This window comes from Robinsoniella sp. KNHs210 (assembly GCF_000686105.1).
GTDB classification, from domain to species: domain Bacteria; phylum Bacillota; class Clostridia; order Lachnospirales; family Lachnospiraceae; genus Robinsoniella; species Robinsoniella peoriensis.
This window is the reverse complement of sequence record NZ_JMLZ01000002.1, coordinates 5,526,654-5,550,691: the sequence shown is the minus strand read 5'-3', so window position 1 is coordinate 5,550,691 and position 24,038 is coordinate 5,526,654. Positions and strand designations below refer to the sequence as shown.

General features: G+C 42.3%; 21 protein-coding genes and 1 pseudogene. 3 read left to right on the top strand and 19 right to left on the bottom strand.

Going from position 1 to position 24,038, the window contains the following annotated elements:
- Window positions 1–13 precede the first annotated feature (13 nt).
- A pseudogene (locus CD03_RS0130580) lies at window positions 14–325 on the bottom strand (MATE family efflux transporter); the annotation flags it as partial.
- Between the two features lie 52 nt (window positions 326–377).
- A complete protein-coding gene (locus CD03_RS0130575) occupies window positions 378–956 on the bottom strand; it encodes an HD domain-containing protein (protein ID WP_027296869.1) in 579 nt (192 codons plus the stop codon).
- A 200-nt stretch (window positions 957–1,156) separates the two neighbouring features.
- Here CD03_RS0130575 and CD03_RS0130570 point away from each other — a divergent pair, with 200 nt between their 5' ends.
- Both CD03_RS0130570 and CD03_RS0130565 read left to right on the top strand, forming a co-directional pair.
- Window positions 1,157–2,980: a sensor histidine kinase gene (locus tag CD03_RS0130570; RefSeq protein ID WP_027296868.1), complete on the top strand. Its 1,824-nt coding sequence runs from the start codon at window positions 1,157–1,159 to the stop codon at window positions 2,978–2,980.
- Entirely contained in the window at window positions 2,937–4,469 is a 1,533-nt protein-coding gene (locus tag CD03_RS0130565) for a response regulator (RefSeq protein ID WP_027296867.1), read from the top strand. The genes CD03_RS0130570 and CD03_RS0130565 overlap by 44 nt, the downstream gene beginning before the upstream one ends.
- Here the strand turns inward: CD03_RS0130565 and CD03_RS0130560 are convergent.
- The 4 genes from CD03_RS0130560 to kduI all read right to left on the bottom strand — a co-directional run bounded on the left by CD03_RS0130560 (window position 4,464) and on the right by kduI (window position 7,668).
- On the bottom strand, window positions 4,464–5,249 hold the full coding sequence (locus CD03_RS0130560; RefSeq protein WP_027296866.1) for a DUF7402 domain-containing protein: 786 nt from the start codon (window positions 5,247–5,249) through the stop codon (window positions 4,464–4,466). The genes CD03_RS0130565 and CD03_RS0130560 overlap by 6 nt on opposite strands.
- Before the next feature lie 16 nt (window positions 5,250–5,265).
- A complete protein-coding gene (locus CD03_RS0130555; RefSeq protein ID WP_027296865.1) occupies window positions 5,266–5,904 on the bottom strand; it encodes an RpiB/LacA/LacB family sugar-phosphate isomerase in 639 nt (212 codons plus the stop codon).
- 23 nt (window positions 5,905–5,927) lie between these two features.
- Complete coding sequence (locus CD03_RS0130550; RefSeq protein WP_027296864.1) at window positions 5,928–6,731, bottom strand: gluconate 5-dehydrogenase; 804 nt, start codon at window positions 6,729–6,731, stop codon at window positions 5,928–5,930.
- A 76-nt stretch (window positions 6,732–6,807) separates the two neighbouring features.
- Window positions 6,808–7,668 (bottom strand): 5-dehydro-4-deoxy-D-glucuronate isomerase, encoded by an 861-nt coding sequence (gene kduI, locus CD03_RS0130545; RefSeq protein ID WP_027296863.1) that lies wholly within the window; start codon window positions 7,666–7,668, stop codon window positions 6,808–6,810.
- 171 nt (window positions 7,669–7,839) lie between these two features.
- Between kduI and CD03_RS0130540 the strand changes: the two genes are divergently transcribed.
- Window positions 7,840–8,697, top strand: coding sequence for an AraC family transcriptional regulator (locus CD03_RS0130540; protein ID WP_027296862.1), 858 nt, complete (start codon window positions 7,840–7,842; stop codon window positions 8,695–8,697).
- Here CD03_RS0130540 and CD03_RS0130535 read toward each other — a convergent pair whose 3' ends face one another.
- From CD03_RS0130535 to aspS, 13 genes are all read right to left on the bottom strand, one after another.
- On the bottom strand, window positions 8,698–9,129 hold the full coding sequence (locus tag CD03_RS0130535) for a flavodoxin (protein ID WP_027296861.1): 432 nt from the start codon (window positions 9,127–9,129) through the stop codon (window positions 8,698–8,700).
- A gap of 46 nt (window positions 9,130–9,175) precedes the next feature.
- Window positions 9,176–9,763 carry a DUF3793 family protein gene (locus CD03_RS0130530; protein WP_027296860.1) on the bottom strand — a complete coding sequence of 196 codons (588 nt, stop codon included), beginning with the start codon at window positions 9,761–9,763 and terminating at the stop codon, window positions 9,176–9,178.
- Window positions 9,748–10,038 (bottom strand): DUF2325 domain-containing protein, encoded by a 291-nt coding sequence (locus tag CD03_RS0130525; protein ID WP_027296859.1) that lies wholly within the window; start codon window positions 10,036–10,038, stop codon window positions 9,748–9,750. The genes CD03_RS0130530 and CD03_RS0130525 overlap by 16 nt, the downstream gene beginning before the upstream one ends.
- 206 nt (window positions 10,039–10,244) lie before the next feature.
- Window positions 10,245–11,117: a Xaa-Pro dipeptidase gene (locus CD03_RS0130520; RefSeq protein WP_027296858.1), complete on the bottom strand. Its 873-nt coding sequence runs from the start codon at window positions 11,115–11,117 to the stop codon at window positions 10,245–10,247.
- A 15-nt stretch (window positions 11,118–11,132) separates the two neighbouring features.
- Window positions 11,133–11,861, bottom strand: a complete 729-nt coding sequence (locus CD03_RS0130515) for a tRNA threonylcarbamoyladenosine dehydratase (protein ID WP_027296857.1) — start codon at window positions 11,859–11,861, stop codon at window positions 11,133–11,135.
- Window positions 11,862–11,871: 10 nt separating this feature from the next.
- Window positions 11,872–12,279, bottom strand: a complete 408-nt coding sequence (locus CD03_RS0130510; RefSeq protein WP_027296856.1) for a C-GCAxxG-C-C family protein — start codon at window positions 12,277–12,279, stop codon at window positions 11,872–11,874.
- Between the two features lie 18 nt (window positions 12,280–12,297).
- The gene (gene nrdD / locus CD03_RS0130505; protein ID WP_330373840.1) at window positions 12,298–14,430 is read right to left on the bottom strand and encodes an anaerobic ribonucleoside-triphosphate reductase; all 2,133 of its coding nucleotides are present in this window, start codon (window positions 14,428–14,430) and stop codon (window positions 12,298–12,300) included.
- Between the two features lie 165 nt (window positions 14,431–14,595).
- Window positions 14,596–17,037, bottom strand: a complete 2,442-nt coding sequence (locus tag CD03_RS0130500; protein WP_027296854.1) for a glycoside hydrolase family 31 protein — start codon at window positions 17,035–17,037, stop codon at window positions 14,596–14,598.
- A 289-nt stretch (window positions 17,038–17,326) separates the two neighbouring features.
- Complete coding sequence (locus tag CD03_RS0130495; protein ID WP_044289770.1) at window positions 17,327–18,688, bottom strand: MATE family efflux transporter; 1,362 nt, start codon at window positions 18,686–18,688, stop codon at window positions 17,327–17,329.
- 84 nt (window positions 18,689–18,772) lie between these two features.
- A complete protein-coding gene (gene gatB, locus CD03_RS0130490) occupies window positions 18,773–20,218 on the bottom strand; it encodes an Asp-tRNA(Asn)/Glu-tRNA(Gln) amidotransferase subunit GatB (protein ID WP_027296852.1) in 1,446 nt (481 codons plus the stop codon).
- The gene (gene gatA, locus CD03_RS0130485) at window positions 20,211–21,695 is read right to left on the bottom strand and encodes an Asp-tRNA(Asn)/Glu-tRNA(Gln) amidotransferase subunit GatA (RefSeq protein WP_027296851.1); all 1,485 of its coding nucleotides are present in this window, start codon (window positions 21,693–21,695) and stop codon (window positions 20,211–20,213) included. The genes gatB and gatA overlap by 8 nt, the downstream gene beginning before the upstream one ends.
- A gap of 46 nt (window positions 21,696–21,741) precedes the next feature.
- Window positions 21,742–22,035 carry an Asp-tRNA(Asn)/Glu-tRNA(Gln) amidotransferase subunit GatC gene (gatC, locus tag CD03_RS0130480; RefSeq protein WP_027296850.1) on the bottom strand — a complete coding sequence of 98 codons (294 nt, stop codon included), beginning with the start codon at window positions 22,033–22,035 and terminating at the stop codon, window positions 21,742–21,744.
- 63 nt (window positions 22,036–22,098) lie between these two features.
- The gene (gene aspS / locus CD03_RS0130475; RefSeq protein WP_027296849.1) at window positions 22,099–23,430 is read right to left on the bottom strand and encodes an aspartate--tRNA(Asn) ligase; all 1,332 of its coding nucleotides are present in this window, start codon (window positions 23,428–23,430) and stop codon (window positions 22,099–22,101) included.
- Window positions 23,431–24,038: the final 608 nt, after the last annotated feature.

Sequence of the window (24,038 nt, the reverse complement as noted above, 5' to 3'; positions counted from 1 at the left end):
AGTAACAGATTTATTAAATTGCGGGGTTAGTTGCGCAGCTCTTTGACAGCTTTTTCAACTCATGAACTGCAAATACAGCAACGATCAATGCGGAAATAATATCCGCCATCGGGCCTGCAATTAATATGCCATCCAATCCTAAAAACAGAGGCATAATCAGGATAAACGGGATCAGGAGAATTAACTGCCGCAGCATGGACAATACAGACGCCTTCATGGGCTGCCCGGTGGATTGAAAATAACTGGTGGAAACGACCTGAAAACCGGCTGTAAAAATTCCAAGCATATAAATCCTGGTGCATTTTACTGCAAAATCCGTAAAGTTTGCATCTGACGTTCCAATAAAGCCCCGCTGCCGGGGCAACCAGGAAAGAAATTTATTTTATTTCTTCACAAACTTCTTTTTCACAATTACGCATTGCCAGAATTGTCATTTCAAATAACTTATCCAGATCCCAGCCCAGCTGTTCTGCTCCTGTTCTAATAATATCCCTGGAACAGCCTGCAGCAAATTTCTTATCCTTAAATTTCTTTTTCAGGCTGGATACTTCCATATCCATAACACTCTTAGACGGACGCATGCGCGCTGCCGCACCAATCAGTCCTGTCAGTTCATCGGCAGCAAACAGTACCTTTTCCATCTCATGCACTGGTTTTACATCCACCACAATTCCATAACCATGGCTGCAAATTGCATGAATCAGCTCTTCCTCTGCCTCAATCTCCTTTAATAAATCCGGTGCTTTTATACAATGTTCTTCCGGATATTTTTCAAAATCAATATCATGCAGCAAACCTGCCATTCCCCAAAAATCTGCCTCGTCTCCATACCCCAGTTCTTTGGCATACCATCTCATTACTCCTTCTACCGTGAGCGCGTGAACCATATGAAATGGTTCCTGATTATATTTTTTTAATAATTCCAGTGCTTCTTTCCGGGTTACCTTTGTCTGCATCTGTTTTCCCTCCTTATACAATAAAAGAATATTTAGTTGTAATTATAAGCGTATTTTAAAAAAAGTCAATAATATGTCCGGATTGTCCACCCATCAGTACCGTTTTCTCTCTTTCCATCCTTGTCTCTATGTGTTATATTAACAAAGAGCAGATTATATTTACATATTTACTATACAATTTACACAGTGAGGACACCCTTATGAAGGCCAACTTATTTTCTTCTATTAAAACCAAGATTTTTTTATCCTATGGGTCAATTATTTTATTACTGACTCTATTTACCAGCTTTCTGTATTATTTTGTTTCTTACAATACTTTTGTGAAAAACTATACGGCAACCTCCAGGCAAAGTACAAAAATTATATCCCATCAGATTGAGCAGACTTTTGACAATATAAATGTCCTCCAAAAGAAGATGCTGGAATCTGATGTAGTGCGGGAATATGTTTTTGAAAATGCTGCCCGGCGCAAACTGGCATTTGACCGGGCATTTCAGAATACCATTTACACAATATGCGGTTATGATTTTGAATTTTTCCACATGAATATCCTGAATCTGGAAGATAATCATCTGATTACATTTGGCCAGCGTTATGACTATCAGCCTTATGAACTTACTTCCAGCATAAAACAAGATTTAATACAGCCTACCATTGACTTAAATGGGGCAAAAAATATAATGCCTACCGACAGCGGTACCATTTATAAGATTGACAAGGATGTCCACACCATTTCCATGCTCCGCTGCTTTGGACGTTATGCATTGACTATCCCAAAGGCCGTCATAGAAATACAGATTAATTACAATACACTGGACCGGGTAATTTCTGACACCATTTATTCTTTTAACCGTCATGCGGAAACAGTTCTGATATTTGATAAAAACAAAAAGTTAATCTATCCCTATGACCTGGATCAGAAGCTGCTTAACCATTATATTTCACTGGATTTCAAAAATGAAACCAGCTTTATAAATCCAAATACGAAAGAACGTGAGATTGTTACTACGCATACTTCTGATTTCACGGGATTCACTACCCTTTTGATTACTCCCAATTCTTATATCCTCACCAATCAGCATTTTTACCGTAACATTGGTATCCTGATTGCAGCCGTGTCACTTTTACTGCTGACGACAATATCTTACCGGGTAGCCCAGAGTATTACCAGACCCATCATACGCTTAAAAGACAGCATCTCCCATCTGGAACTGGACTCCATTTCAGAAGAATCCGCTTATGTGCCCGACAGCAACTTAAATGAACTGGAACTGTTAAGCGATGCATATAACCGGATGCAGGTCCGTTTAAAAGAATCCCTGGACGATATTGTAAAATCCAAGACTTTATCTGTCCACGCTCAGATTATGGCACTGCAGGCACAGATGGATTCACATTTTCTATACAACTCCCTGACTATTATCTCCATTATGGCGGAAGAGCACGATGATATGCAGGTAGCTGATATGTGTATCAAGCTAACTCAGATGCTGCGTTATATAACCGAAGATTATTCCAAAAACACGACCTTTGAACAGGAATTAAAACATACGCGCAATTACACTGACCTGATGTCTATCCGGTTTGGTGACAAAATTTCCTTTGATTATCACATTGAACCGGGGCTCTGCTTTCTGCCTATCCCCCGCCTGATTATTCAGCCATTGGTAGAAAACAGTGTAAAATATTCCAGAGAGGACGGAAAAACACTGCAGATAGAGATTCATTCCTGGCTGGAAGAAAATTACTGGTATACCGAAATCAGGGATAACGGGAACGGATTTACGGATGAGGCAATCAACCAGGTAAATCAGAAAATCGAAAGCCTGAACAAAGAAGAAAATTATCCCGAACTGACAATAAACGGGATGGGTATCGCCAATATATATCTGCGGCTAAAGCTGTTTTACAGCAATCTGTTTGTATTTGAGATCAAAAATACAGACCAGGGAGCTTTCATTAAAATAGGAGGGAATATAAATGAGTACGAATGCGACAATAACCGTAATTGTAACGGAAGATGAACCGATCATTCTGAATAATATAGTCAAAAAAGTGGAAAATTCTTCTGAATCTGTTTCTGTAATCGGCAAGGCACAAAGCGGAAATGAAACATTGGCACTACTGGCAGTGTCACAGCCGGATATTTTAATTACTGATATTGAAATGCCGGGAATTAACGGTCTGGAATTAATCTGCCAGGTGCGGGAGCGCTATCCCGGAATCCATATTGTGATTTTAAGTGGTTACAGCAATTTTGAATATGCCAGAACGGCAATAAAATACAATGTGGAGGATTACATATTAAAACCGGTGTCACAGGAAGACTTAAAAGAGCTTCTGACCCGCCTGGCTCAAAAAATACAGCTGGAAAGACACTCTAAAGAACGCAATATTCTTTCAATGACCTTAAAGGGTGATGAAGAAAGTGCCTGCTGGCCTTATTATTTTCATGAAGGCCGTTTTATACTGGCACTAATCAGTCTTGGCAGCAAGCCTTCCCAGTTTACTTCACCTCAGATCAGCCGGGATTACCAGATCCTTTGGGATGATTTTGATATCCCTGGATTTTTAAAAGGCAGGCAGAAGCTGGAGCATGCCTGGCTGATCGATGAAACTTACAGCCTCCAGAAATTCGTCATTATTTATACAACAAATGCTTCCTTTACACCAGAACACTTTGCCCTGGCTCTTTACCGCTATATGGCTTCTGCTGTATCTGATGTTCCGTTTCACATAGAAGTATGCCCTACCCTGATTCCATGCAGCGAGATCTGGAATACGGCAAAGCTGATCCGCCATTTCTATGAAACTACAGTTCCCTCTTTTTCCAGGGGCTACTGCTGCATCAGTGATACGCTGCCGGATTTTTCGCAGGTACAGAACCTGCAAAAGAATTTAAGTGCATACCTGCATCAGATTAGCACTTCGACACAGCTTTTAAAATATACAAAAGACGGCATTTTTGAATACCACAAACTTCACGCTCCTGCTGCATACACAGATTCCTTTTTGTATGAAATTTATCATGCGCTTCCATCCTTATTTCACGTAGAAGAAAATATATGCCGGAATTATATGTCACAGATACTATGCAGGTTCTATACATACAAAGACCCGGAGGCTCTCTGTGCAGACGTCTCTTCATCGCTAATGGAAATCATCCGGCAACATACCCCGGGGATGAATGCAGACTCCCTTTATGAGAATCTGAAAAAATATATTGAAGATAATTTCAACTGTAAGATTTCACTAAATGACCTGTCCGAACGCTTTGGCTATACTTCTTCTTATATTAACCGTATATACAAAAAAAACAGCGGCATTTCGCCGCTGCAGTATATGACTAATCTTCGCATGGAACATGCAAAGCAGCTTTTAAAAAAAGACATCGATGCAGATATTAAATCCATAGCTGCCGCCGCAGGCTATGAGGACGCCAGGTATTTCAGCCGGGTTTTCAAAAATGAGACCGGCAAGACGCCTTCTGCTTATGCGGGCAGGCTATTATAGAAGGTCTGTACCGTATACTTCCATCTGGGTCAGCGCCGGAAATGGCGATGGCTCTTTTGATTTTATTAACTGGCTGATTTCAACCCAGTTAATCTGTTTTTTCTCGAAAGCTTTTATATGGGGCAAAGCGCTTTTTTTCATGTCTAATTCCAGAGTACTTCCATCTGAGAAAGTGAGGACTGCTTTTTTCCACCAGTTATCATGGGGGAAGTCCGCTCTGGTGTAAAGCACCACCTGATCAACCTCTACAGTACGTCCAAAATCAATTCTCATAACCGCATCATCCTGTCTGTTGATTCCCCAGGACTCATAGGGCCATTCCCCATGACTGCTGTTTACCGTCACTCCATCAATTGCGTTTCTGGCTGCAAAAACAGCCTCCCCTCTGGTCTCCACGTTAGCCGTGGCATGAGGATAACAATTGGTATCCCCATGCTGGTCATTAATATTATATGCCAGATTGCGATAAGCTTTAACCTCATAATCTTTTGCAGTTCTGGCTGTAATCAGGTGCTTTGTTCCGTAAAATGCTTTTGGTGAATAGCTGATTCTTTTTTCCCCGAACGGAATAGTGAATGCCACATTTCCCGTCACGTACACCAGGGACTTGCCGAGAGCATCATCCACCTGCAGCCACAGATATCCCTGTTCACAATCCACTTCCAGGATAATACGGTCGCCTTCCCTGTACTCTCTTGCACACACCAGGTTCACTTCCTCTTCTCCCCGGCTGACTGCTATTGTTTTATCATCCCTGTCCAATACTTTAATACTTAGCATATTGCTGCTCCTTTTGTTATGCCAGAATTGTCTTTACACAATCTGCGATTTTATCACACTTGCAGTTTGCAAAGAAATATTCCTGGAATTTATCTCCGCTTAAAGCGCCTTTTACTAACTCCTGATCCAGATTCTTAAGAATGTCTGTCATACCGGTATGAGTGACCTTTTTAACTTCGTCCAGGATTTTTTTATTCCGCTGTTCCGGTACCGCACGCTCTCTTGGGTAGCCCTGTCCGCTTTCCCCTTCGAATAATTTTTCAAAAATATACTGGAGATTTAATTCCGCCCCCCAGCCAAAACCTTTTGCAAATGGCAGCGCAATGGCATTACCGTCATTGATCTGTGCAAACATATATGCATCGGAAACATCCACGATATGTCCGCAAAGTACGCCTGGAAATGCATTGCATGCCAGCATTGCGCCTTCTCCCGTTCCACAGCCTGTAATTACATAATCTGCTGCTCCTGAATTTAACAAAACTGCTGCAAGAATACCATTCTGCACGTATGTCAGCTGATGTGGATCCTTGTCACTGTACATCCCATAATTATAAACTTCATGTCCCATAGGCTCTGTAACTTTTTTTAAGGTATCGCAAATCATGGCATTTTTTGCTGCCTGGCTGTTTTCATTGATTAATGCTATTTTCATCTAAGTTTACTCCTTATCTATTCTTATTTCGGCTGTTTTCCTATGTATGCTAAAATTCCGCCGTCAACATACAGTACATGCCCATTTACAAAATTTGATGCATCCGATGCTAAAAATACTGCCGGTCCCATTAAGTCTTCCGGGGTTCCCCAACGTGCCTGAGGTGTCTTGGAAATAATAAACTGGTCAAAAGGATGTCTGCTGCCGTCTTCGGAAAGTTCGCGAAGCGGTGCGGTCTGAGGTGTTGCAATATAACCTGGTCCTATGCCGTTACACTGAATATTATATTCACCGTATTCAGAGGCAATATTTTTAGTAAGCATCTTCAGTCCGCCTTTTGCTGCTGCATAAGCAGAGACAGTTTCCCGCCCCAGTTCACTCATCATAGAACAAATATTGATAATTTTTCCATGACCTTTTTTGATCATAGCAGGGATCACAGCTTTTGACATAATAAATGGTGCATTCAAGTCAATATCGATAACCTGTCTGAATTCATCCACACTCATATCACACATTGGAACCCGCTTAATGATGCCAGCGTTATTCACCAGAATATCAACGGTTCCCAGTTCTTCTTCAATGTCTGCTACCATCTGCTGTACCTGCTTTTCATCTGTAACATCGCAGATATAGCCATGTGCGTCAATTCCTTTTTCTTTATAATCAGCAAGAGCTTTATCCATATGCTCCTGTCCTCTGCAGTTAAATGCAATTTTTGCCCCTGACTGAGCAAAAGCCTCTGCCATTGCAAATCCGATTCCGTATGCCGCTCCTGTTACCAGCGCCACTTTACCTTCTAATGAAAATGTATTTAAAATATTCATTTGATTCTCCTCTATTCTAATGGGAAACGCTTCCCACGTTCTCTGTTAAATATACTGCACGAAACAGGACTCCACGTTACCGGATATCTCTGTTGGCCACGCCGTCCATATCATCAAAGTCCTGATTCTCTCCAACCATTCCCCAGATAAAGGTATAGGCTCTGGAACCACATCCGGAATGAATGGACCAGCTTGGAGAAATAACTGCTTCTTCACTGCGCATTACGATATGTCTTGTCTCCGTTGGCTCTCCCATGTAATGCATTACAAATGCATCTTCCGGCATATCAAAATACAGATACACTTCCATACGTCTGTCATGGGTATGGCAGGGCATGGTATTCCACACACTGCCCGGTTCCAGTTTTGTCATTCCCATTACCAACTGGCAGCTTTCTACCTGCCCCGGCAGAATATACTTACAGATCGTGCGGTGGTTTGCCTCTTCAAGAGACCCCAGCTCCACTTTATTTTCATTTTTTACAATTACAACACCTTCACTGGCTTCTCCCTCAGGCTTAATATGTACTGTGGGATATGCAGTGTGTGCCGGTGCACTGTTAAAATAAAACTTAGCCGGTACGTCTGCATCGTCACTCTCAAAAGTGATATCCTTTGCACCCATACCGATATACATTCCTTCTTTTTCCATGATATGAAATACTTTGCCGTCTACCGTTATCTTTCCCGGCGCTCCAATGTTAATCACACCCATTTCTCTTCGCTGTAAAAAATAATCGGCTCTTAATTCCTCTCCCGCTGTGAGCATAACCGGTTCCACCGGAACTGCCGCTCCTGTAATAATACGGTCAATATGGCTGTATACCATTTTCATTTTTCCGGGAACAAATAAATCCTGAATTAAAAATTCCTCTCTTAAACGGTCTGTTGTATAATGTTTTACATCTCTTGGGGATGCTGCTGTTCTAAGTTCCATGTCAACTATCCTTTCTTTTACCTTACCGGAATTATAAATTTCTCTTATGAAACAATCATAACATATCATTATTACTCTTTCCTGTTGTTTTTTGATCTAAATATTGCAAATTTTGAACTTTTCCTGTATAGTAAGGAAAAAGAGGTACTCTATTTTAAGGGAGGTTTTGAAATGAAAGAATACAGTTCCTGCAAAGCAGCCATTGAATCCTGTCTGGAGAGGCAGTATTTCTCCATAGCCCATCTATATAACGAAGAAAAACCGATGAAGATGCATATTCATAACTGTTATGAGATCTATTTCTCAGTTTCCGGAGGCAAACAGTTTTTAATCGATAACCGTTTCTACTCCATTCAGCCGGGAGATATTTTTTTCATTAACCAATACGAAAGCCATCATCTGACCCAGATTGATTCTGAGGTCCACGAACGGGTTGTCCTTTCCATTTATCCGGATTTTCTAAAAAGGCTCTCTTCTGACCAGACCGATTTAAATCATTGTTTTTCCTGCCGCAATCCGGGTACGGATCATAAACTCAGCCTGAACGAAGAAGAACAAAAACGATTTTTATATTTTATCCATAAAATCTGCCAGACAGATGGTTTTGGCTCTGATCTGACCGAACGCTGTGCTTTTATTGAACTGATGGTATTTTTGAACAAGGTATTTTACAAGAACCAGAGAAAAGAATTATCCGACGAGACGCCTACCTATCATCAGCAGGTAGACCAGATTTTAACCTACATTAACCAGAATATAAAAAACCCTCTCACAATTGATGAATTGTCAGAGCAGTTTTTTTTAAGTCCTTCTTATATCTGCCGCATTTTTAAATCGGCAACGGGAACTACCATAAATAAATATATTACGGCGAAGCGGATCACCATTGCCAAGGCTCTGCTGACTGACGGCTGTACCGTCAGTGAGGCTTGTGAGCAATGTGGTTTTAACGATTACAGTAATTTTTTAAAATCATTTACAAAAGCAGTGGGCATATCACCAAAAAAATATGCCCAGTTTTCAACCTGATTACAATTTTGCAAGCTTTTCACCTAACTTGCGGCAGTCTTCTAATACCTGGTCATCCGGCTCTTCACAGCACATCAGCCCTTTGCCCTCAACCAGCTTTCCGCCTTTTTCGGTAACACGTTCTTCCCAGTCACGCATCCACTGGCCGTCGCCCCATCCGTAAGAACCAAAGAGAGCAACCTGTTTACCGGACAAATTGCTCTCCAGTTCTTCCATAAAAGGCTCCATGCTTCCTTCTTCCAGCACTTCATCCCCCATTGCCGGGCAGCCCATTGCAAATATGCTGTCATCCTTCAGATCATCTGCCTTAATTGTATCCACATCCAGAAGATCCGCTTTTGCTTCTCCCTTTTCAACACCTTCTGCAATCGCCTGTGCCATTGCCTGTGTATTGCCTGTTCCGCTCCAATATACCACTTTAATTGTCTTCATTATATTCTCCTTCTTTCTGTCTGCATTTTCCAAACACGTATCTGTGCTAGCATACCACCTGTCGTATACTTTTATGCTTCATAAATTCGCTTGCAGCATGATCCCGCACCTCATCGTAAGTCCGAAATACCTGTGCTGCCTGCATTGGATTATGGTAAACTTTCCAATAACCGGACAATAAGCTGTTCTTTCCGCCATTTTGAATAAATGCCTTTACATCTTCAATGGGATATTGCAGGAAGATACCAAGCTCATGCGGAAAATCCCCGGTCCTGCGCATAAATAATTCATATCTGCTGCGCAGTCTTTTTAAAATTTCCGGCATACCCATATCTGCATATCCGTAGCTTTGTACAAAATCCCAGGCTTTTTTATCCTCTAAAATTGTGTTAAGCCTGTCTTCGCGGTATAGAAAGATTACCTCGTTTTTACTTCCTGTATATAAAATCTTACAGGAAATGTCAGTATCCTTTAATATGTTAAAAAGATGCAGCCACATTCCTTTGGGAAGCGTAATCAGATTAGATGCTTTAACACCCTTTAAAACCGGTGCACATTGAAATACCACCTGAAAACAAAGCTGCTCCCATGCACTGCTGCTGGATAAATAGTCAAGAATTAATTCTGCTGGCATGTAAACCCTCCTAATATTTCCTTCAATGCACTGGCACTGCTGGAATGAGAACGCTCCACAGCGATATTGTTTCTGTTTGCTTCCTGTATGGCACAATGTACCATCTTATGCGAAACAGTCGATGTGAAGAGGATAATCAGATCCGGCTTTCCAATCTTGCTTTTTAAATCAGCTGCCATCTTTGCAAATACCTTTGCTTTAAAATTATGGGCTTTACAAATTTCTTTATACTGACAGACCATTCTTTCATTTCCACCAATTATTACAACACTCATTGTGAACCTCCTCATATTTGTATTTTTCGGGTTAGTCGTTGCTAACTACAGGTATCATAATCTATTTTACATAAATATACAATACCCCTTATTGAGAAAAATCCGCATTAGAGCTTTACTGATAGGATTTCTCAATTTTCACTTTTTATGTATGGTTACTTTTTAAAAAGCAGCTTTCCGGGTCCAATATCCGGAAAGCTGCTTTTTTAAAAATGAAATCTATTTCTGATTTGACTTTCTCCTGTGTACAGCCGGCGATCTACTTCCTGTGTCTCATAATCAGACAGAATTTCTCTAAACGCCTGATACTCATCATAGATTCCGGCTCCATGAGATACCATATAAGCACCTGCGTCACTGCCAAGCGCCAGAAAAGCTCCCTTTAAAAATGCAGACTTCACATTTTGCGCTGACAGATCATAGATTTTCTTTACAGTGACATCTTCATACCTTTTGCATCCCAGTAGATTTCTAATGGTTACTAAGGTAGGCACCCACACGGATTTATTTTCCAAAAGGGCATCGATACATTCCCCATCAATAAAATTCCCATGCTCCACACTGTCCGCCCCGCACTCTACGGAATCCAGAAATGCCTGTCTGCCATTTACATGTACCATGACTGCAAAGCCTTCTTCATGAGCAATATGTATCATTTCCCGTATTTCATGCCGTTTCAGGCAGGAGCCGGTAATCACACCGAACTTCTTGAAATCCACGATTCCGGAAACCATTATTTTAATAAAATCCCCGCCTGATGCCTTTACCTCCTGCACCAGCCCCCGGTATTCTGTCATGGTATCAAATCCCCTGCCTACAATGCCGCCATAATATCCATTCTTATGAATCGCAAAAACAGGAGTCCGGTAATCCACCCCGTATTCACCGGAGATTTCTTTTGCGTAGCGGGACACACCCAGAGCATCTCCGCCGTCCCGGATAAACGTTACATCCCGTCTTACATATTCCTGAAAATAACTGCGAACAAGCTCCTTACATACGCACTTGCTGTGACAATTTACTGCTTCTTTATAATTATACCCATTCATCAGCATATGGGCATGACATTCACCAAACATATCTATATCCTTCTATCACTTGGATGAAATTGTCTTAGAGGGGTTAACCAGATCTTTTACGACTTCCCCTGCCAGGATCAACCCTGCCACTGAAGGTACGAAGGCAATACTCCCAGGAATCGCCCTGCGGTTGCCTTCTGCAATGGTTTGCGCAGGTTTACTGGCTTCTTCTCTGGAATACACCACTTTTAAAGACTTAACGCCTCTTGCCTTTAATTCCTTGCGCATCACCTTTGCAAGGGGGCATACACTTGTTTTATATATATCCGCTACTTCAAAACGTGCCGGGTCCAGTTTGTTGCCTGCACCCATGCAGCTTATGATTGGCGTGCCTGCCGCCTGCGCCTGCATTACCAGCTGTATTTTTCCGGTTACGGTATCAATTGCATCTATGATATAGTCATATAAGGTAAAATCAAAGCTGTCAGCATTTTCCGGCAGGTAAAAGCAGCGATGTACATTCACCCGGATTTCAGGATTAATATCCGCAATCCGCTCTTTCATCACATCTACTTTATTCATACCGATAGTACTGTGCAGTGCGATAATCTGACGGTTTAGATTGGATTCACACACCTGGTCATTGTCGATAATGTCCAGGGTACCCACGCCGCTTCTGGCAAGTGCTTCAATAGCAAATCCACCCACTCCGCCCACTCCAAATACTGCTACCCGGCTGTTTAAAAGACGGTCTGCCCCTTCTTTTCCAAGAAGCAGTTCTGTTCTGACTAATTGTTCCGACATCTGCTCTCTCCTATAGTCCTAACACTTTTTCTGCAATTCTGGCTGCATCTTCGATACAGCCGTCACAGGAACGCAGAACCTTTTTCGTTTCCAGGCCTTTTAGATCCTTACAGACTACAGAACCATTTTTAGCTTCAAATTCTTTTACGATTGCTTTGGAAAAGCCATAGGTTTTTCCCTTGGTAGTGGGATTGGACATGTCACCCCCGCTGTTTTTCATTCCAGCCAGCATAACCGCTGCGGATACGGCTCCGCAGGTACATTCCATACCACCCATACCGGCTCCGAATCCTTCTCCTGCCATAAACAGTAATTTTTCGTCTGTATCTACTGCATCTGCAAATGCACAAACAACTGCCTGACAGCAATTCATCCCTTTTTTATGGTTTTCTAAAGCTTTTTCTACTCTGTTTGACATCCTTGTTCCTCCTGCTTTTTACATACTCTTTCTTTCTGCAATTTCCGCCATCTTAGCTTCATTCAGCCTGGTATCACCATGTACACGGCTGTAGGACAGATAGCCATTCATTCTGTCTATTTTCGTCAGATTAGTACTTCCGCAGATAGGACAGATATCCATTTCTAACTCCTGATGGCCACAGTCATCACAATATGCCAGAGATAAATTGACACCCTCGTAATATCCCAGATCCATTGCTCTTCTGATCAGGCTTTTAATAGCATCCCTGTTGTAATCAATCGGATAACGGACATACTGTATTTTACCGCCATTGCATAGCTCCCAGAACCGTCCTTCCAGATCCTGCTTTTCAATCGGTGTCAGATCCTCTGTTACGTGACAATGGAAACTGTTGCTTACATAAGGGCGGTCAGATACATTTTCCACAATCCCAAACTGTTTGCGGAACTGCTCTACCTGAAGTCCGCAGAGGCTCTCAGCAGGAGTACCGTAGATTGCATACAGATAACCGTCTGCTTCTTTAAATTCCGTAACTTTTTTATTAATATACTCTAAGACTTCCAATGCAAATGCACCGTCTTCGGCGATGGATTTTCCATTGTAAAGCTGCTGAAGTTCGTTTAATGCCGTAATGCCAAAGGATGCGGTCATCGGTTTTAAAATCTTCTTAATCTTATCTGTTGGCTTTAAGCTTCCCCCATAAAATCCGCCTTCACAATAACCCAGCGGGTTCGTAGAAGCTTTCATTTCTCCCAGATACTCATAGGTCCGGATATGAAGGCTTCGGATCATTTCCAGATAATAATTCAGAACCTCATAGAAATCCCTGCTTTCTGCTCTTGATTTTGCAAGAATCATAGGCAAATGGAGGCTGACTGCACCTACATTAAAACGTCCCGTAAATACAGGTTTGTCCTGTTCCGAAGCAGGATACATCCCGCCTTTTTCATACCAGGGGCTTAAAAATGCCCTGCACCCCATAGGGCTGATAACTCTGCCATACTGTTTGTACATACTGGATATATAACCTTTTCCGGTCATGGAAAGCCAGTCGGGATACATTGTTTTAGCAGAACATTCAATTCCGGATTCGAATACTTCTTCACAGACTTTCCCTGGCCCGTGAAGATTTTCATCATAGAGGAAAACAATTTTCGGGAATAATACCGGTTTTTTGTTTCCAGGTTTTCCCTGTCCTTCTTTGTGTACGTTAAGCAGCGATATATTGCACATTTGTTCAAAACGCCCCTCGCCAAGTCCCATGGTAACGGTAACAAACGGATAGTCTCCACGTGAAGATCCCACTGTGTTCAGCTTATATTCTATTCCCTGCCATCCCTGGTCAAAATCACGCTTTACCTTGTCTGCAGCATAAACTTCTGCTTTTTCCTCATATCCCTGCCAAGACGGATCTGCGTAACTTAAAAACTCTTTTTTATATTTCTCATAGCTTTTATTTGCATAAGGGCCCAGCACTTTATCTACTTCCGGAACGGTAAATCCGCCATACTGCTGCGCAGCGGTACTCAGAATAATATCGCCCATAACATCGAATGCAGTATCCAGGGTCTTTGGCTCATTATACCAAACGTTTCCCATTTCAAACCCGTCTTTTAACACCGTTGCCACATCAAACAGACAGCAGTTCATGGTGTCTAACCTTGCTGACTGATCGTGGATATAGATGTATCCGTCCTTGCATGCCTGCAATTCACTTCTTGTCATAAAAAATTTGCGGTATAGATTTTTGTTCAATTCATTAAAGATCAGACTTCTCTTGGTAGCTACCAATGCGCTGTCCGTATTGGCATTGCTCTTATCACCGATATAACGGATTGACTGGCTCTTGGTATAGACATCATCCATCATATGTATGAAGTCCAGTTTGTAATTACGGTAATCCCGGTAGCTTTTGGCAACACTTGGGTTCACCTGTTCCAGTGCTCCTTCAACTATATTGTGCATTTCCTGGATAGTAATTCCATCCCTGTTCATTTTATTGGCACGCTCTTTTGCAAATTTACAGATAAACTGAATCTCTTCATCATCAAAATTATACAAGATACGTTCTGCAGACTTATTGACAGCTGCTATAATCTTATTTACATTAAATTCTTCCTGTGTACCATCTTTTTTAATTACAAACATAATGATTCCCCTTTACTATATATGGTATTCTAATATTGTTTTCATCATTCGCATCACAAGATGTTGATCTTAAACAGTATATACTAAATTACCATGATAGTAAAGGGGAAAAATATAGTTTCTCAGGATAAACTTAAACCCCAATTAAAATCTATCCCTTCCCCTTTAAAGAGACACATTTACCTCTTCGCCAGTATAAAGGACCTTCTTATGTTCCCCGCAGCAAATAATTTCGAATTCACGCTGCTCCTGCATACCCGGATAAGAACCTTCCCGTTCTGATATGCACAGTGTTTTCTCTGCGTCACAGTAAGTAAATTGGATTCTGGAATATTCTCCTGTTTCATAACCATAATCGTCTCCCGCATCTTCATAAAGCCGGAAACTTCCATCTGCACCAGGATAAATTTTGATTGCCACCGGCTTTTGCAATTCCTGCTGGGCATATTGCAGTTCTTCCTGCGCAAGGGGAAGAATACTGCCTGCTTTAACATATACCGGAATCCTGTCCATGGTAATATCTGTCTCAATCTCCTGTCCGCCTTCTGTCTTGCTCTCTGTCCACAGGTCATACCAGCTGCAGCCTTTTGGAAGATATACCTTCTGTTTCTTTTCTTCCTGAAGCAAAACACTGCCAACTCCGTAGAACACCGGTTTTATAACAGGGCAGATTAACAGATTCGGGCCAAACATATATTCATCTGCCCTGTTTCTTACCTTATCATCAGCAGCAAAATCAAACATCAGACTTCTCATAATTGTGCTGTTATCCAGATAGACATTTCCGGCAAGTGAATAGATATACGGCATCAGACGGTAACGCAGGCGAATAAATTTTTCAATTGCATCATAAAACTCACTGCCTTTCTCCCCGAAATTCCAGATTTCTCTTGGAGTATCCGTCCCGTGAGAGCGATGCATGGGAAGGAAGGTGCCAAACTGGAACCATCTGGTATAGAGCTCACAATAGCCCTTATCAGCTACCCCTTCATTATATCCTCCCTTCCAGAACCACAATGGATTAGGATTATCGCTGTTATTGCATCCCCGGTTCCACCATGCCGTTCCTACAACAAAGAATCCACCGATATCCAGTGTCCAATAGGGCATTCCGCTCATTGCCATATTAAGTCCCTCGGCAATCTGCTGACGCAATACCTCCCAGGTTGCCGAAATATCTCCGGACCAGAGAACAACACCATATTTCTGCTGGGATGCATAGCCTGAACGGGTCAGGTTCAATACTCGTTTGTCCGGTTTTTCTTCTCTCTGGTTTTCAAAAATCCCTTTTGCATGCATCAGGGCAAATGCATTTGTTTTGGTGGCATCCAGATATTTCTTATGTTCCTTTCCTACCAGATCATAGCGCTCCCATGGCTCACGCTTTACTTCCCCGCTCCAGTCCGGTCCGCTGAAAGGCTCGGTAGAATCACACCACCAGGAATCAAAACCACTGGAAAACAATTCTTCACTTGCCTGTTTCCAATAGATCTTTCTGGCATTTTCATCAAATGCATCATAAGTGGAATAATCTCCCAGAATGTACCCGGCATCTGCGAACTCCTGATGGTTTACTCCTCCTTCAGCCATGTTCGGCCAAACGGAAACCATCGTATGAATATTCATCTCATGCAGTTTCCGGTTAACTTCCTTCATATTAGAGTAACGGGACGGGTCCAGTTTCTTTTCCCCCCAGAGCCCGGGAACCCAGGTATTCCAATCCTGTACAATGCAGTCCAGCGGGATTCCCCTTCTGCGGTATTCTTCTGCGACTTCCAGAATTTCCTGGTCTGTATGGTATGCTTCCTTAGACTGCACATACCCAAATGCCCATTTTGGCAGCATTGCAGCCTTTCCCGTCAGATAACGGTATCCATCTATCATGCCATCCATTGTTTTTCCGGCGATAAAGTAATAATCCAGCTGATCCACCGTATCCATAAAGAGATAAGAACCGTTAATAACATCCTGAAATGTCATAATAGAACAACAATCTGACAGAACACCGTATCCGTTACTGGATACGAACATTGGCATAGGGATTCTCATATTATGCTGGTAGAGGTACTGATTCTGCCCTCTGTGATTGTAAATCCCCTCTTCTCCCTGTCCCAAACCGTAAATAGCCTCTTCCTCTTCCCAATGGAATCCCAGTTTTGCACGATATGCCACCCGGTCTTTGACCTGTTTCAGATTCTCTATAAAACTCCGCTCGCCATCTACTGTTTTTACTCTTTTTACAACCGGTTTCTCTCCCTGGGTCGTATATCGGATTACATCCGTCTGAGTTAGCTGCTTTAATGTCTCCGCCACATAAACTCTGCCTGTCTGTGTATCTTCCCAAATACAGGTGCCGGTTTCTTTCTGCCATCTTGCCCTTAATTTTGTGGTATATACTACGATGTCCGTTTCACTTTCTAAAAATTCCGGTTTTACCGACTTCTGATATACCACAGGTTCTATCAGCAGTGACTGATTTTCCACATTTTCCTTCTTTGTATACACTACGCGGATAATATCTTCTCTGATTCCATAAAATCCATAGTTTCCCTGATCTGTTTTAATTATAATTCCATCTGTATTTTTTATAATTTCCGATACTTTCATAGACCCTCCTGCAACACTTTGTATTTTTCTTTATAATTATAGTATATAGAAGAAAGTCTATTTTGTATAGTAGATAAACAATATCAGTCATGGACTTTCTGCGCTTAAATTTGGACGGATTTGACCACTATAAAAAGAAGCACCTACACGCATAATACTGATGCATTTGCATGTAAGTGCTTCTTTCATTATATAATTCTATTTTTAAGCCTGATACCCCGCCGCGAGCGGAGGAACCGTATCTTGCAGCACCACCCCCGGCTCTTTAATGGCGAATATAAATCAGCCTCTACCGCGTGACATTTTTTACCCACTTGTAGGTTCGATACCTCCAGGTCGTCGCCGGAAGCTTTACGATCTCGTCACTTAACAGTATGATATATACTACAATAACCGGTGCCTTAAATACAAATGCTGCAATCGCGCCTAAGAAGATGGCAAATCCCCAAAGAGTAGCCAAATCCAGAATCAGCCCGAATTTGGTATCGCCGCCTGCACGGAAAACCCCTACAACCATGGTTGTATTATATGCCTGCGCTATTACAAAGTAAGACATTACAAACATCATCGCCCTTAAATATCCCTGTGCCTGTTCGCTCAAAGTCAGATTGGCTCTTACAATCGGGGATATGGTTAAAATGACGCCGGCGCCAACCAGCCCCAAAGCCAATGACAGCTTTACAAATCGTTTGCCATAAAGTTTGGCAAGATCTTCCCTGCCCTCTCCAATCACCTTACCTATCATAATAGCCGTAGCATTGGAAAGTCCGAAAGTTACTACCATTGCCAGCTGTTTTACCACCTGTGCAACCGAATTAGCCGCAACTGCCGGGCTTCCCAGATGTCCGATTACCGCTGTCAGCATAGAGACGCCCAGTCCCCAGAACATTTCATTGAGGATTACAGGCACTGCATAAACCAGGAAATCTTTCATTAAAAGCTTATCTTTCACAAAGAAATCCTTAATTCGGAAACGTACGGTATGGTTCATCTTCCTGGAATAGAACATTACAATCACAAACTCTGTTATCCTTGCAATTAAAGTGGCAAGTGCCGCACCCTTTATTCCCATTGCAGGAAATCCCAGCAATCCAAAAATGAAAACGGCATTAAGAGCCACATTGACCAGCAGCGAAACCATGTAGACAATCGTAGAAATAATAACCCGCTCGATACTTCGCATAATATTCAGATAAACCAGTGTTGTGGCTGCAAATAAATAAGAAAATACGGTAATTCTTAAATATTCCACACCCCCCTGGATAACATCAGGCTCTGAACTGAAAATGTGCATAATCTGATACGGAAACACCAATACCACAATCATAAACCCTGCCGCTACACAAAGTGCAATGCGCATGGAAATTCCCAGTATCTTTTCGATAGACCGGATATCCTTTTTTCCCCAGTACTGAGCTGTCAGAACTGCAGCCCCTGAAGTCAGTCCAAAAAATATCAGGGTCATAATAAAATATACCTGGCCTGCCAGAGAAGATGCTGAAAGTGCAGTCTCTCCGACCTTTCCAAGCATGATAACGTCGGCAGAGGTTACACCGACATTAATCAAATTCTGTAATGCCATAGGCAAAACCAGTGTGGCAACTAATTTGTAAAACTGTTTTTTTTCTTCTTTACTGTTAATTTGATACATAGCCCCTCCCTCGCATTTGTTCAGTCATTAAATTACGCGTGTATAAGCTATTATATCAGTGTTCTGACAAATTACAAGTTTTTTTTAAAGTGGATTTTCACTTAATATTTCCTTTAAAATTTTGTTCACCGTCCCGGGATCTGCCTTTCCTTTCATTGCTTTCATCGTCTGCCCTACCAGAAATCCAATTGCTTTTTCTTTTCCATTTTTATAATCGGTAACTGACTGCGGATTTGCGGCTACGATATCGGTAATGGCACTTCTCAATGCTCCCTCATCATTTACTGTCTTTAATCCATGTGCTTCTACATATTGCACCGGATCGGCATCTTCTTCGAATACATGCTCAAACACCTCTTTGGCAACACTGCTGTTAATCGTTCCGGCATCTGCAAGCTCTACCAGCTTTGCCAGATTTTCCGGCGAGAAGGTAAGATCTTCCGGCTCCCTATTCTTTTCTTTCAGAAGTCTCAGCGTCTCCACCATGAGCCAGTTGGATACCTTCTTTGGCTTATTGCAGATTGCGGTAGCCGCTTCAAAGAGATCTGCCAGTTTTTTGGATGAAGTTAAAATGCCCGCATCATAATCCGGAATATTAAATTCTTTTTTATAACGAAGCAGTTTTTCCGTACGAAGTTCCGGCTGGGCTTCTTTTATTTTTTGTATCCACTCATCACTGATCACAATAGGCATAAGATCGGGATCCGGAAAGTAGCGGTAATCCCGGGCATCTTCTTTTGACCGCATTGGATAGGAATATTCTTTATTGTCATCCCATCTTCTGGTTTCCTGAATGACTTTTTTCCCTTCCTCTAACAATTCAATCTGCCGGGCACGTTCACCCTCAATCGCCCGTGCAATCGCTTTAAATGAATTCAGGTTTTTCATCTCTGTACGCGTACCAAGTTTTGCTGTCCCTGCCTCTCTTACAGACAGATTGACATCCGCTCTCATGGAACCCTCCTGCAGCTTGCAATCCGACGCTCCAAGGTATTGGATAATCAGGCGCAGCTTTTCCAGATAAGCAATTACTTCTTCTGCACTTCGCATATCCGGTTCCGAAACAATTTCTATCAATGGCACCCCGCTTCTGTTATAATCCACCAGTGAACAGTCTTCCCATTCGTCGTGAATCAGTTTTCCCGCATCCTCTTCCATATGGATTTCATGAATCCCAATGGTTTTCTTTCCGTTTTCTGTCTCTATTTCAATTCCACCATCATAACAGATTGGCAGATACAACTGAGAGATCTGATAGTTTTGCGGATTATCCGGATAAAAATAATTTTTGCGGTCAAATTTACAATACTGGTGGATCTTACAGTTTGCAGCAAGCCCTACCGCCAGTGCGTACTCCACAACCTGTTTGTTAAGAACCGGCAGACTTCCAGGCATCCCAGCGCAGACCGGGCAGGTATGGGTATTGGGTGCACCGCCAAATGTGGTCTGGCAGGAACAGAAAATTTTCGTTTTCGTAGCTAATTCTACATGAACTTCCAGTCCGATTACTGTTTCATATTGTTTATTCATGAACACTTTCCTCCCCTTTTCCAGCTATAAGAGGCGCTTCATACGTTCTGCTCTGCTCAAAACTGTAGGCAGCCCGAATGATTTTCTTCTCCTCAAAACAATCGCCGATAAACTGAACTCCAATGGGCAATCCTTTTTTATCTTTGCCGCAGGGTACTGAAATGCCTGGAAGTCCCGCCAGGTTTACTGAAATTGTATAAATATCACCCAGATACATCTTCAGAGGATCAGAGAGGCTTTCCCCAAGCTTAGGTGCGGCAGAAGGAGCAGTAGGTCCCAGGATAACGTCAAATTTCTGAAATGCCTGATCAAATGCCTGTTTGATTAAAGCCTTCGTACGAAGTGCCTTCAGATAATAAGCATCATAATATCCGGAACTTAATACAAAGGATCCCAGCATGATACGCCGTTTTACTTCTGCCCCAAAGCCCTGGGAACGGCTTTTCTTATACATATTATGCAGACCCTGATATTCCTCGGCACGATACCCGTATTTTACACCATCAAATCTGGAGAGGTTTGAGCTTGCCTCTGCCGAAGCAATAACATAATAGGCCGGAATCGCATACTCTGCCAGACTTAAGTCAAATTCCTCCACCACTGCACCTTTTTCCTGAAGCACTTTTGCTGCTCCAAGAACAGCTTCCTTTACCCGGACGTCCAGTCCTTCTCCAAAATAATCTCTTGGAATTCCAATCCGCATTCCTTTTACATCATCTTTTAATGCTGTCGTAAAGTCATAACTTTCTCTCAAAATGGAAGTACTGTCCTTTCTGTCATAGGAAGAAATGGTTTCCAGAATTGCTGCACAGTCAGAAACATCCTTTGCCACCGGACCGATTTGATCCAGGGATGATCCATAGGCAATCAAACCATATCTGGAGACCGTTCCATAAGTGGGCTTCAAGCCCGTAACCCCACAATACGAACTGGGCTGGCGGATAGATCCTCCGGTATCAGAACCTAGTGCGAAAAAGCATTCTTCGGCAGATACGGCTGCACAGGATCCGCCTGAAGATCCCCCCGGAACATGCCCGGTATTCCAGGGATTTCTGGTAACGCCAAATGCTGAAGTCTCTGTGGTACTCCCCATGGCGAATTCATCCATATTTGTTTTTCCTAAAATAATCACTCCTGCTTCTGCCATGTTCGAAATGACCTGTGCGGAGTATCCCGGCACAAAATTATGCAGAATCTTAGAACTGCAGGTCGTGGGGATTCCCTGGGTACATATATTATCCTTTACGGCTGCCGGTACTCCCGCCAGAGGTGATGTCAGCCTTCCCTCACTGATCTCTCTTTGTACCTCTTCTGCTCTTTTTAACGCACCTTCTTTATCCACGGTAACAAATGCATGCACCTTATCTTCTACTTCACCGATTTGCGCCAGGGATGCACAAACGGCTTCTTTTACGGATATTTCCTTTTGCTTTATCTTCTTAGCCAGTTCCAGTGCCGTCAGACTTTTTAAACTCATCATCTGAATCTCCTCTCTTTATGAACTATCACAATATGCAGCCTGTCTAATCTACTGTTTTCGGTACTTTAAACATACTATCTTTCTGTTCCGGAGCATTTGCCAGTATCATTTCTCTTTCGTCCCCGTTATCTACCTGATCCTCACGGAAAACGTTATGGTTGGAAAATAAATGGGACATCGGTTCTACATTGTCCGTATCCAGTTCATTCAATTTATCTATATAATCCAGCATACTGTTCATATCTTTTTTAGCCTGCTCTTTTTCTTCGTCAGACAGCTCAAGCTTTGCCAGAATTCCAACGTATTCGATTGTTTCATCATTGATCTCATTTGCCATAATCCTTTTCCTGCTTTCTATTCAATTATATTATTATTGCGTAATGCTGTACTAAAGTGTGTCTTAAGGCTCAAGTCTTGATAAATCCCTTGGAAATAAAGTTGTTTCCCTCACATTTTCCTCATCCAAAAGCTTCATCGTAAGTCTTTCAAGCCCGATCCCAAGTCCCCCATGTGGCGGCATACCGTGTTTGAAGGTATCCAGATATTGTTCTAAACCTTCCGCAGACATCCCTTTTGCTGCAATTTTCTCCATCAGCATCTGGTATTCATGGATACGCTGACCCCCTGTTGTAATTTCCATTCCTTTGAACAATAAGTCAAAGCTTAAAGTAAACTTCGCATCCGCCGGATCGTCCATCGCATAAAAAGGACGCTTTTTAGAAGGATAATGGGTTACAAATACAAAGTCTGCATCAAACTCTTCTTTGAAATATCTCCCGATCAAAATCTCCTCTTCCGGCTCCAGGTCAAAGGGATTCTTGATCTTTCGATCATATTTTTCAGAAACCAGCCTTTTTGCCTCATCAAATCGAACTGCCGGAATCTTATCCACATTTGGAAGCACTACCCCCAGAATTTTCAGTTCCCTGTCATAATCCTTTTCCAAAAGCCTCATGGTATACTGTAAAAATCCTGTTTCCATTCCCATAATATCCTGGAAACTGTCAATATAGCCCATTTCAAAATCCAGACTGGTATACTCATTCAGATGGCGTTTCGTGTTATGCTTTTCGGCACGGAACACAGGCGCTGTCTCGAAGACCCGGTCAAACACCCCCACCATCATCTGTTTATACAGCTGTGGGCTTTGTGCCAGAACTGCCGGCCGGTGGAAATAATCCAGTTTAAAAATATTGGAACCGCCCTCTGCACCTTTTGCCCCGATCTTCGGCGTTCTGATTTCGGTAAATCCTTCTTCATAGAGAAAATCCCGGAATCCTCTGACAATCCCCTCCTGAATTTTAAATTTAGCCCGTTCCCGTACATTTCGAAGAGAAATCGGACGCATATTCAGTTTTGCTTCCAGAGAAGCATTCATTTTCCATTTTGAAATTGCCAGCGGAAGTGCTTCTGCAGGTTCGCTTAAAATCCGGAAGCTGATGATTCTGATCTCAAATCCCCACGGAGCCCGTTCTTCTGACCGGACCACTCCGGCAACTTCAATTGTTTCTGCTTCCCTCAAATCCTTAAGCCTCCCTGCCGACACTCCTTCTTCAAAAACACATTGCAGCAAGCCTTCTCTTTTTCGCAATACCACAAATGCAACCTCTCCCATATCGCGAATGGAATGAATGGCACCATTTACCTTCACCTCTTTGCCAATATAATCCTCCGATGACAATTTGCTGATCTCCAGCACTTCTTTTTTCATGACTCCACTTAAGAATTCCATCATGTTCCCCTTTCTTTCCATAAACGTTATACTGTCGAATAAACATTTATTCCCGCGGTGCTGCAAATTTGATGCCTTCTTGCTTGCGGCGGGGTATTTGACTGAAAAACTGCCGCAAGGGGTCAAGAAACACAGACTCAGCCTGTAATTCCCATTCGCACCTTTACGACAGTTTTTTTAATTGTTATTCGACGTCAGTTGTAGTTCGAAAGCTTTCCCGGAACTGTTATCCTTTGCAGCCACGCAAAAAGTCCCGGAATACTTTCGTATTCCGGGACGGGATTATCATAATTCCCGCGGTACCACCCGCGTTACAGATACAGCAATTGCAATACCTGTCTCTCTCATACACTTAACGCGTGCTACGTACTGACCTACTGTGATAAGCTGTAAAATACTACTTATCCTTCAACCAGTCTGCTCCAGAGTGTTCCCTATTTGTTCTTTCCCTTAAACAGCGCTCTCAGTCGGTGACGCCGTATTCCTGTCAAGTTTCAGTAACAAGAGTCTCTTTCAATGCATTTGCTTTATTAATGACAGATTCTATCACAGATTATTTGGGATTGCAAGGGGTTTTTAAAAAATATTTTATTTATCGTCTTTTATCA

What these genes read in the sequence shown, in the direction of transcription:
- CD03_RS0130575 (WP_027296869.1), bottom strand. Translation starts at nt 956, where the DNA reads ATGCAGACAAAGGTAACCCGGAAAGAAGCACTGGAATTATTAAAAAAA.
- CD03_RS0130570 (WP_027296868.1), top strand. Translation starts at nt 1,157, where the DNA reads ATGAAGGCCAACTTATTTTCTTCTATTAAAACCAAGATTTTTTTATCC.
- CD03_RS0130565 (WP_027296867.1), top strand. Translation starts at nt 2,937, where the DNA reads ATGAGTACGAATGCGACAATAACCGTAATTGTAACGGAAGATGAACCG.
- CD03_RS0130560 (WP_027296866.1), bottom strand. Translation starts at nt 5,249, where the DNA reads ATGCTAAGTATTAAAGTATTGGACAGGGATGATAAAACAATAGCAGTC.
- CD03_RS0130555 (WP_027296865.1), bottom strand. Translation starts at nt 5,904, where the DNA reads ATGAAAATAGCATTAATCAATGAAAACAGCCAGGCAGCAAAAAATGCC.
- CD03_RS0130550 (WP_027296864.1), bottom strand. Translation starts at nt 6,731, where the DNA reads ATGAATATTTTAAATACATTTTCATTAGAAGGTAAAGTGGCGCTGGTA.
- kduI (WP_027296863.1), bottom strand. Translation starts at nt 7,668, where the DNA reads ATGGAACTTAGAACAGCAGCATCCCCAAGAGATGTAAAACATTATACA.
- CD03_RS0130540 (WP_027296862.1), top strand. Translation starts at nt 7,840, where the DNA reads ATGAAAGAATACAGTTCCTGCAAAGCAGCCATTGAATCCTGTCTGGAG.
- CD03_RS0130535 (WP_027296861.1), bottom strand. Translation starts at nt 9,129, where the DNA reads ATGAAGACAATTAAAGTGGTATATTGGAGCGGAACAGGCAATACACAG.
- CD03_RS0130530 (WP_027296860.1), bottom strand. Translation starts at nt 9,763, where the DNA reads ATGCCAGCAGAATTAATTCTTGACTATTTATCCAGCAGCAGTGCATGG.
- CD03_RS0130525 (WP_027296859.1), bottom strand. Translation starts at nt 10,038, where the DNA reads ATGAGTGTTGTAATAATTGGTGGAAATGAAAGAATGGTCTGTCAGTAT.
- CD03_RS0130520 (WP_027296858.1), bottom strand. Translation starts at nt 11,117, where the DNA reads ATGTTTGGTGAATGTCATGCCCATATGCTGATGAATGGGTATAATTAT.
- CD03_RS0130515 (WP_027296857.1), bottom strand. Translation starts at nt 11,861, where the DNA reads ATGTCGGAACAATTAGTCAGAACAGAACTGCTTCTTGGAAAAGAAGGG.
- CD03_RS0130510 (WP_027296856.1), bottom strand. Translation starts at nt 12,279, where the DNA reads ATGTCAAACAGAGTAGAAAAAGCTTTAGAAAACCATAAAAAAGGGATG.
- nrdD (WP_330373840.1), bottom strand. Translation starts at nt 14,430, where the DNA reads ATGTTTGTAATTAAAAAAGATGGTACACAGGAAGAATTTAATGTAAAT.
- CD03_RS0130500 (WP_027296854.1), bottom strand. Translation starts at nt 17,037, where the DNA reads ATGAAAGTATCGGAAATTATAAAAAATACAGATGGAATTATAATTAAA.
- CD03_RS0130495 (WP_044289770.1), bottom strand. Translation starts at nt 18,688, where the DNA reads ATGTATCAAATTAACAGTAAAGAAGAAAAAAAACAGTTTTACAAATTA.
- gatB (WP_027296852.1), bottom strand. Translation starts at nt 20,218, where the DNA reads ATGAATAAACAATATGAAACAGTAATCGGACTGGAAGTTCATGTAGAA.
- gatA (WP_027296851.1), bottom strand. Translation starts at nt 21,695, where the DNA reads ATGAGTTTAAAAAGTCTGACGGCACTGGAACTGGCTAAGAAGATAAAG.
- gatC (WP_027296850.1), bottom strand. Translation starts at nt 22,035, where the DNA reads ATGGCAAATGAGATCAATGATGAAACAATCGAATACGTTGGAATTCTG.
- aspS (WP_027296849.1), bottom strand. Translation starts at nt 23,430, where the DNA reads ATGGAATTCTTAAGTGGAGTCATGAAAAAAGAAGTGCTGGAGATCAGC.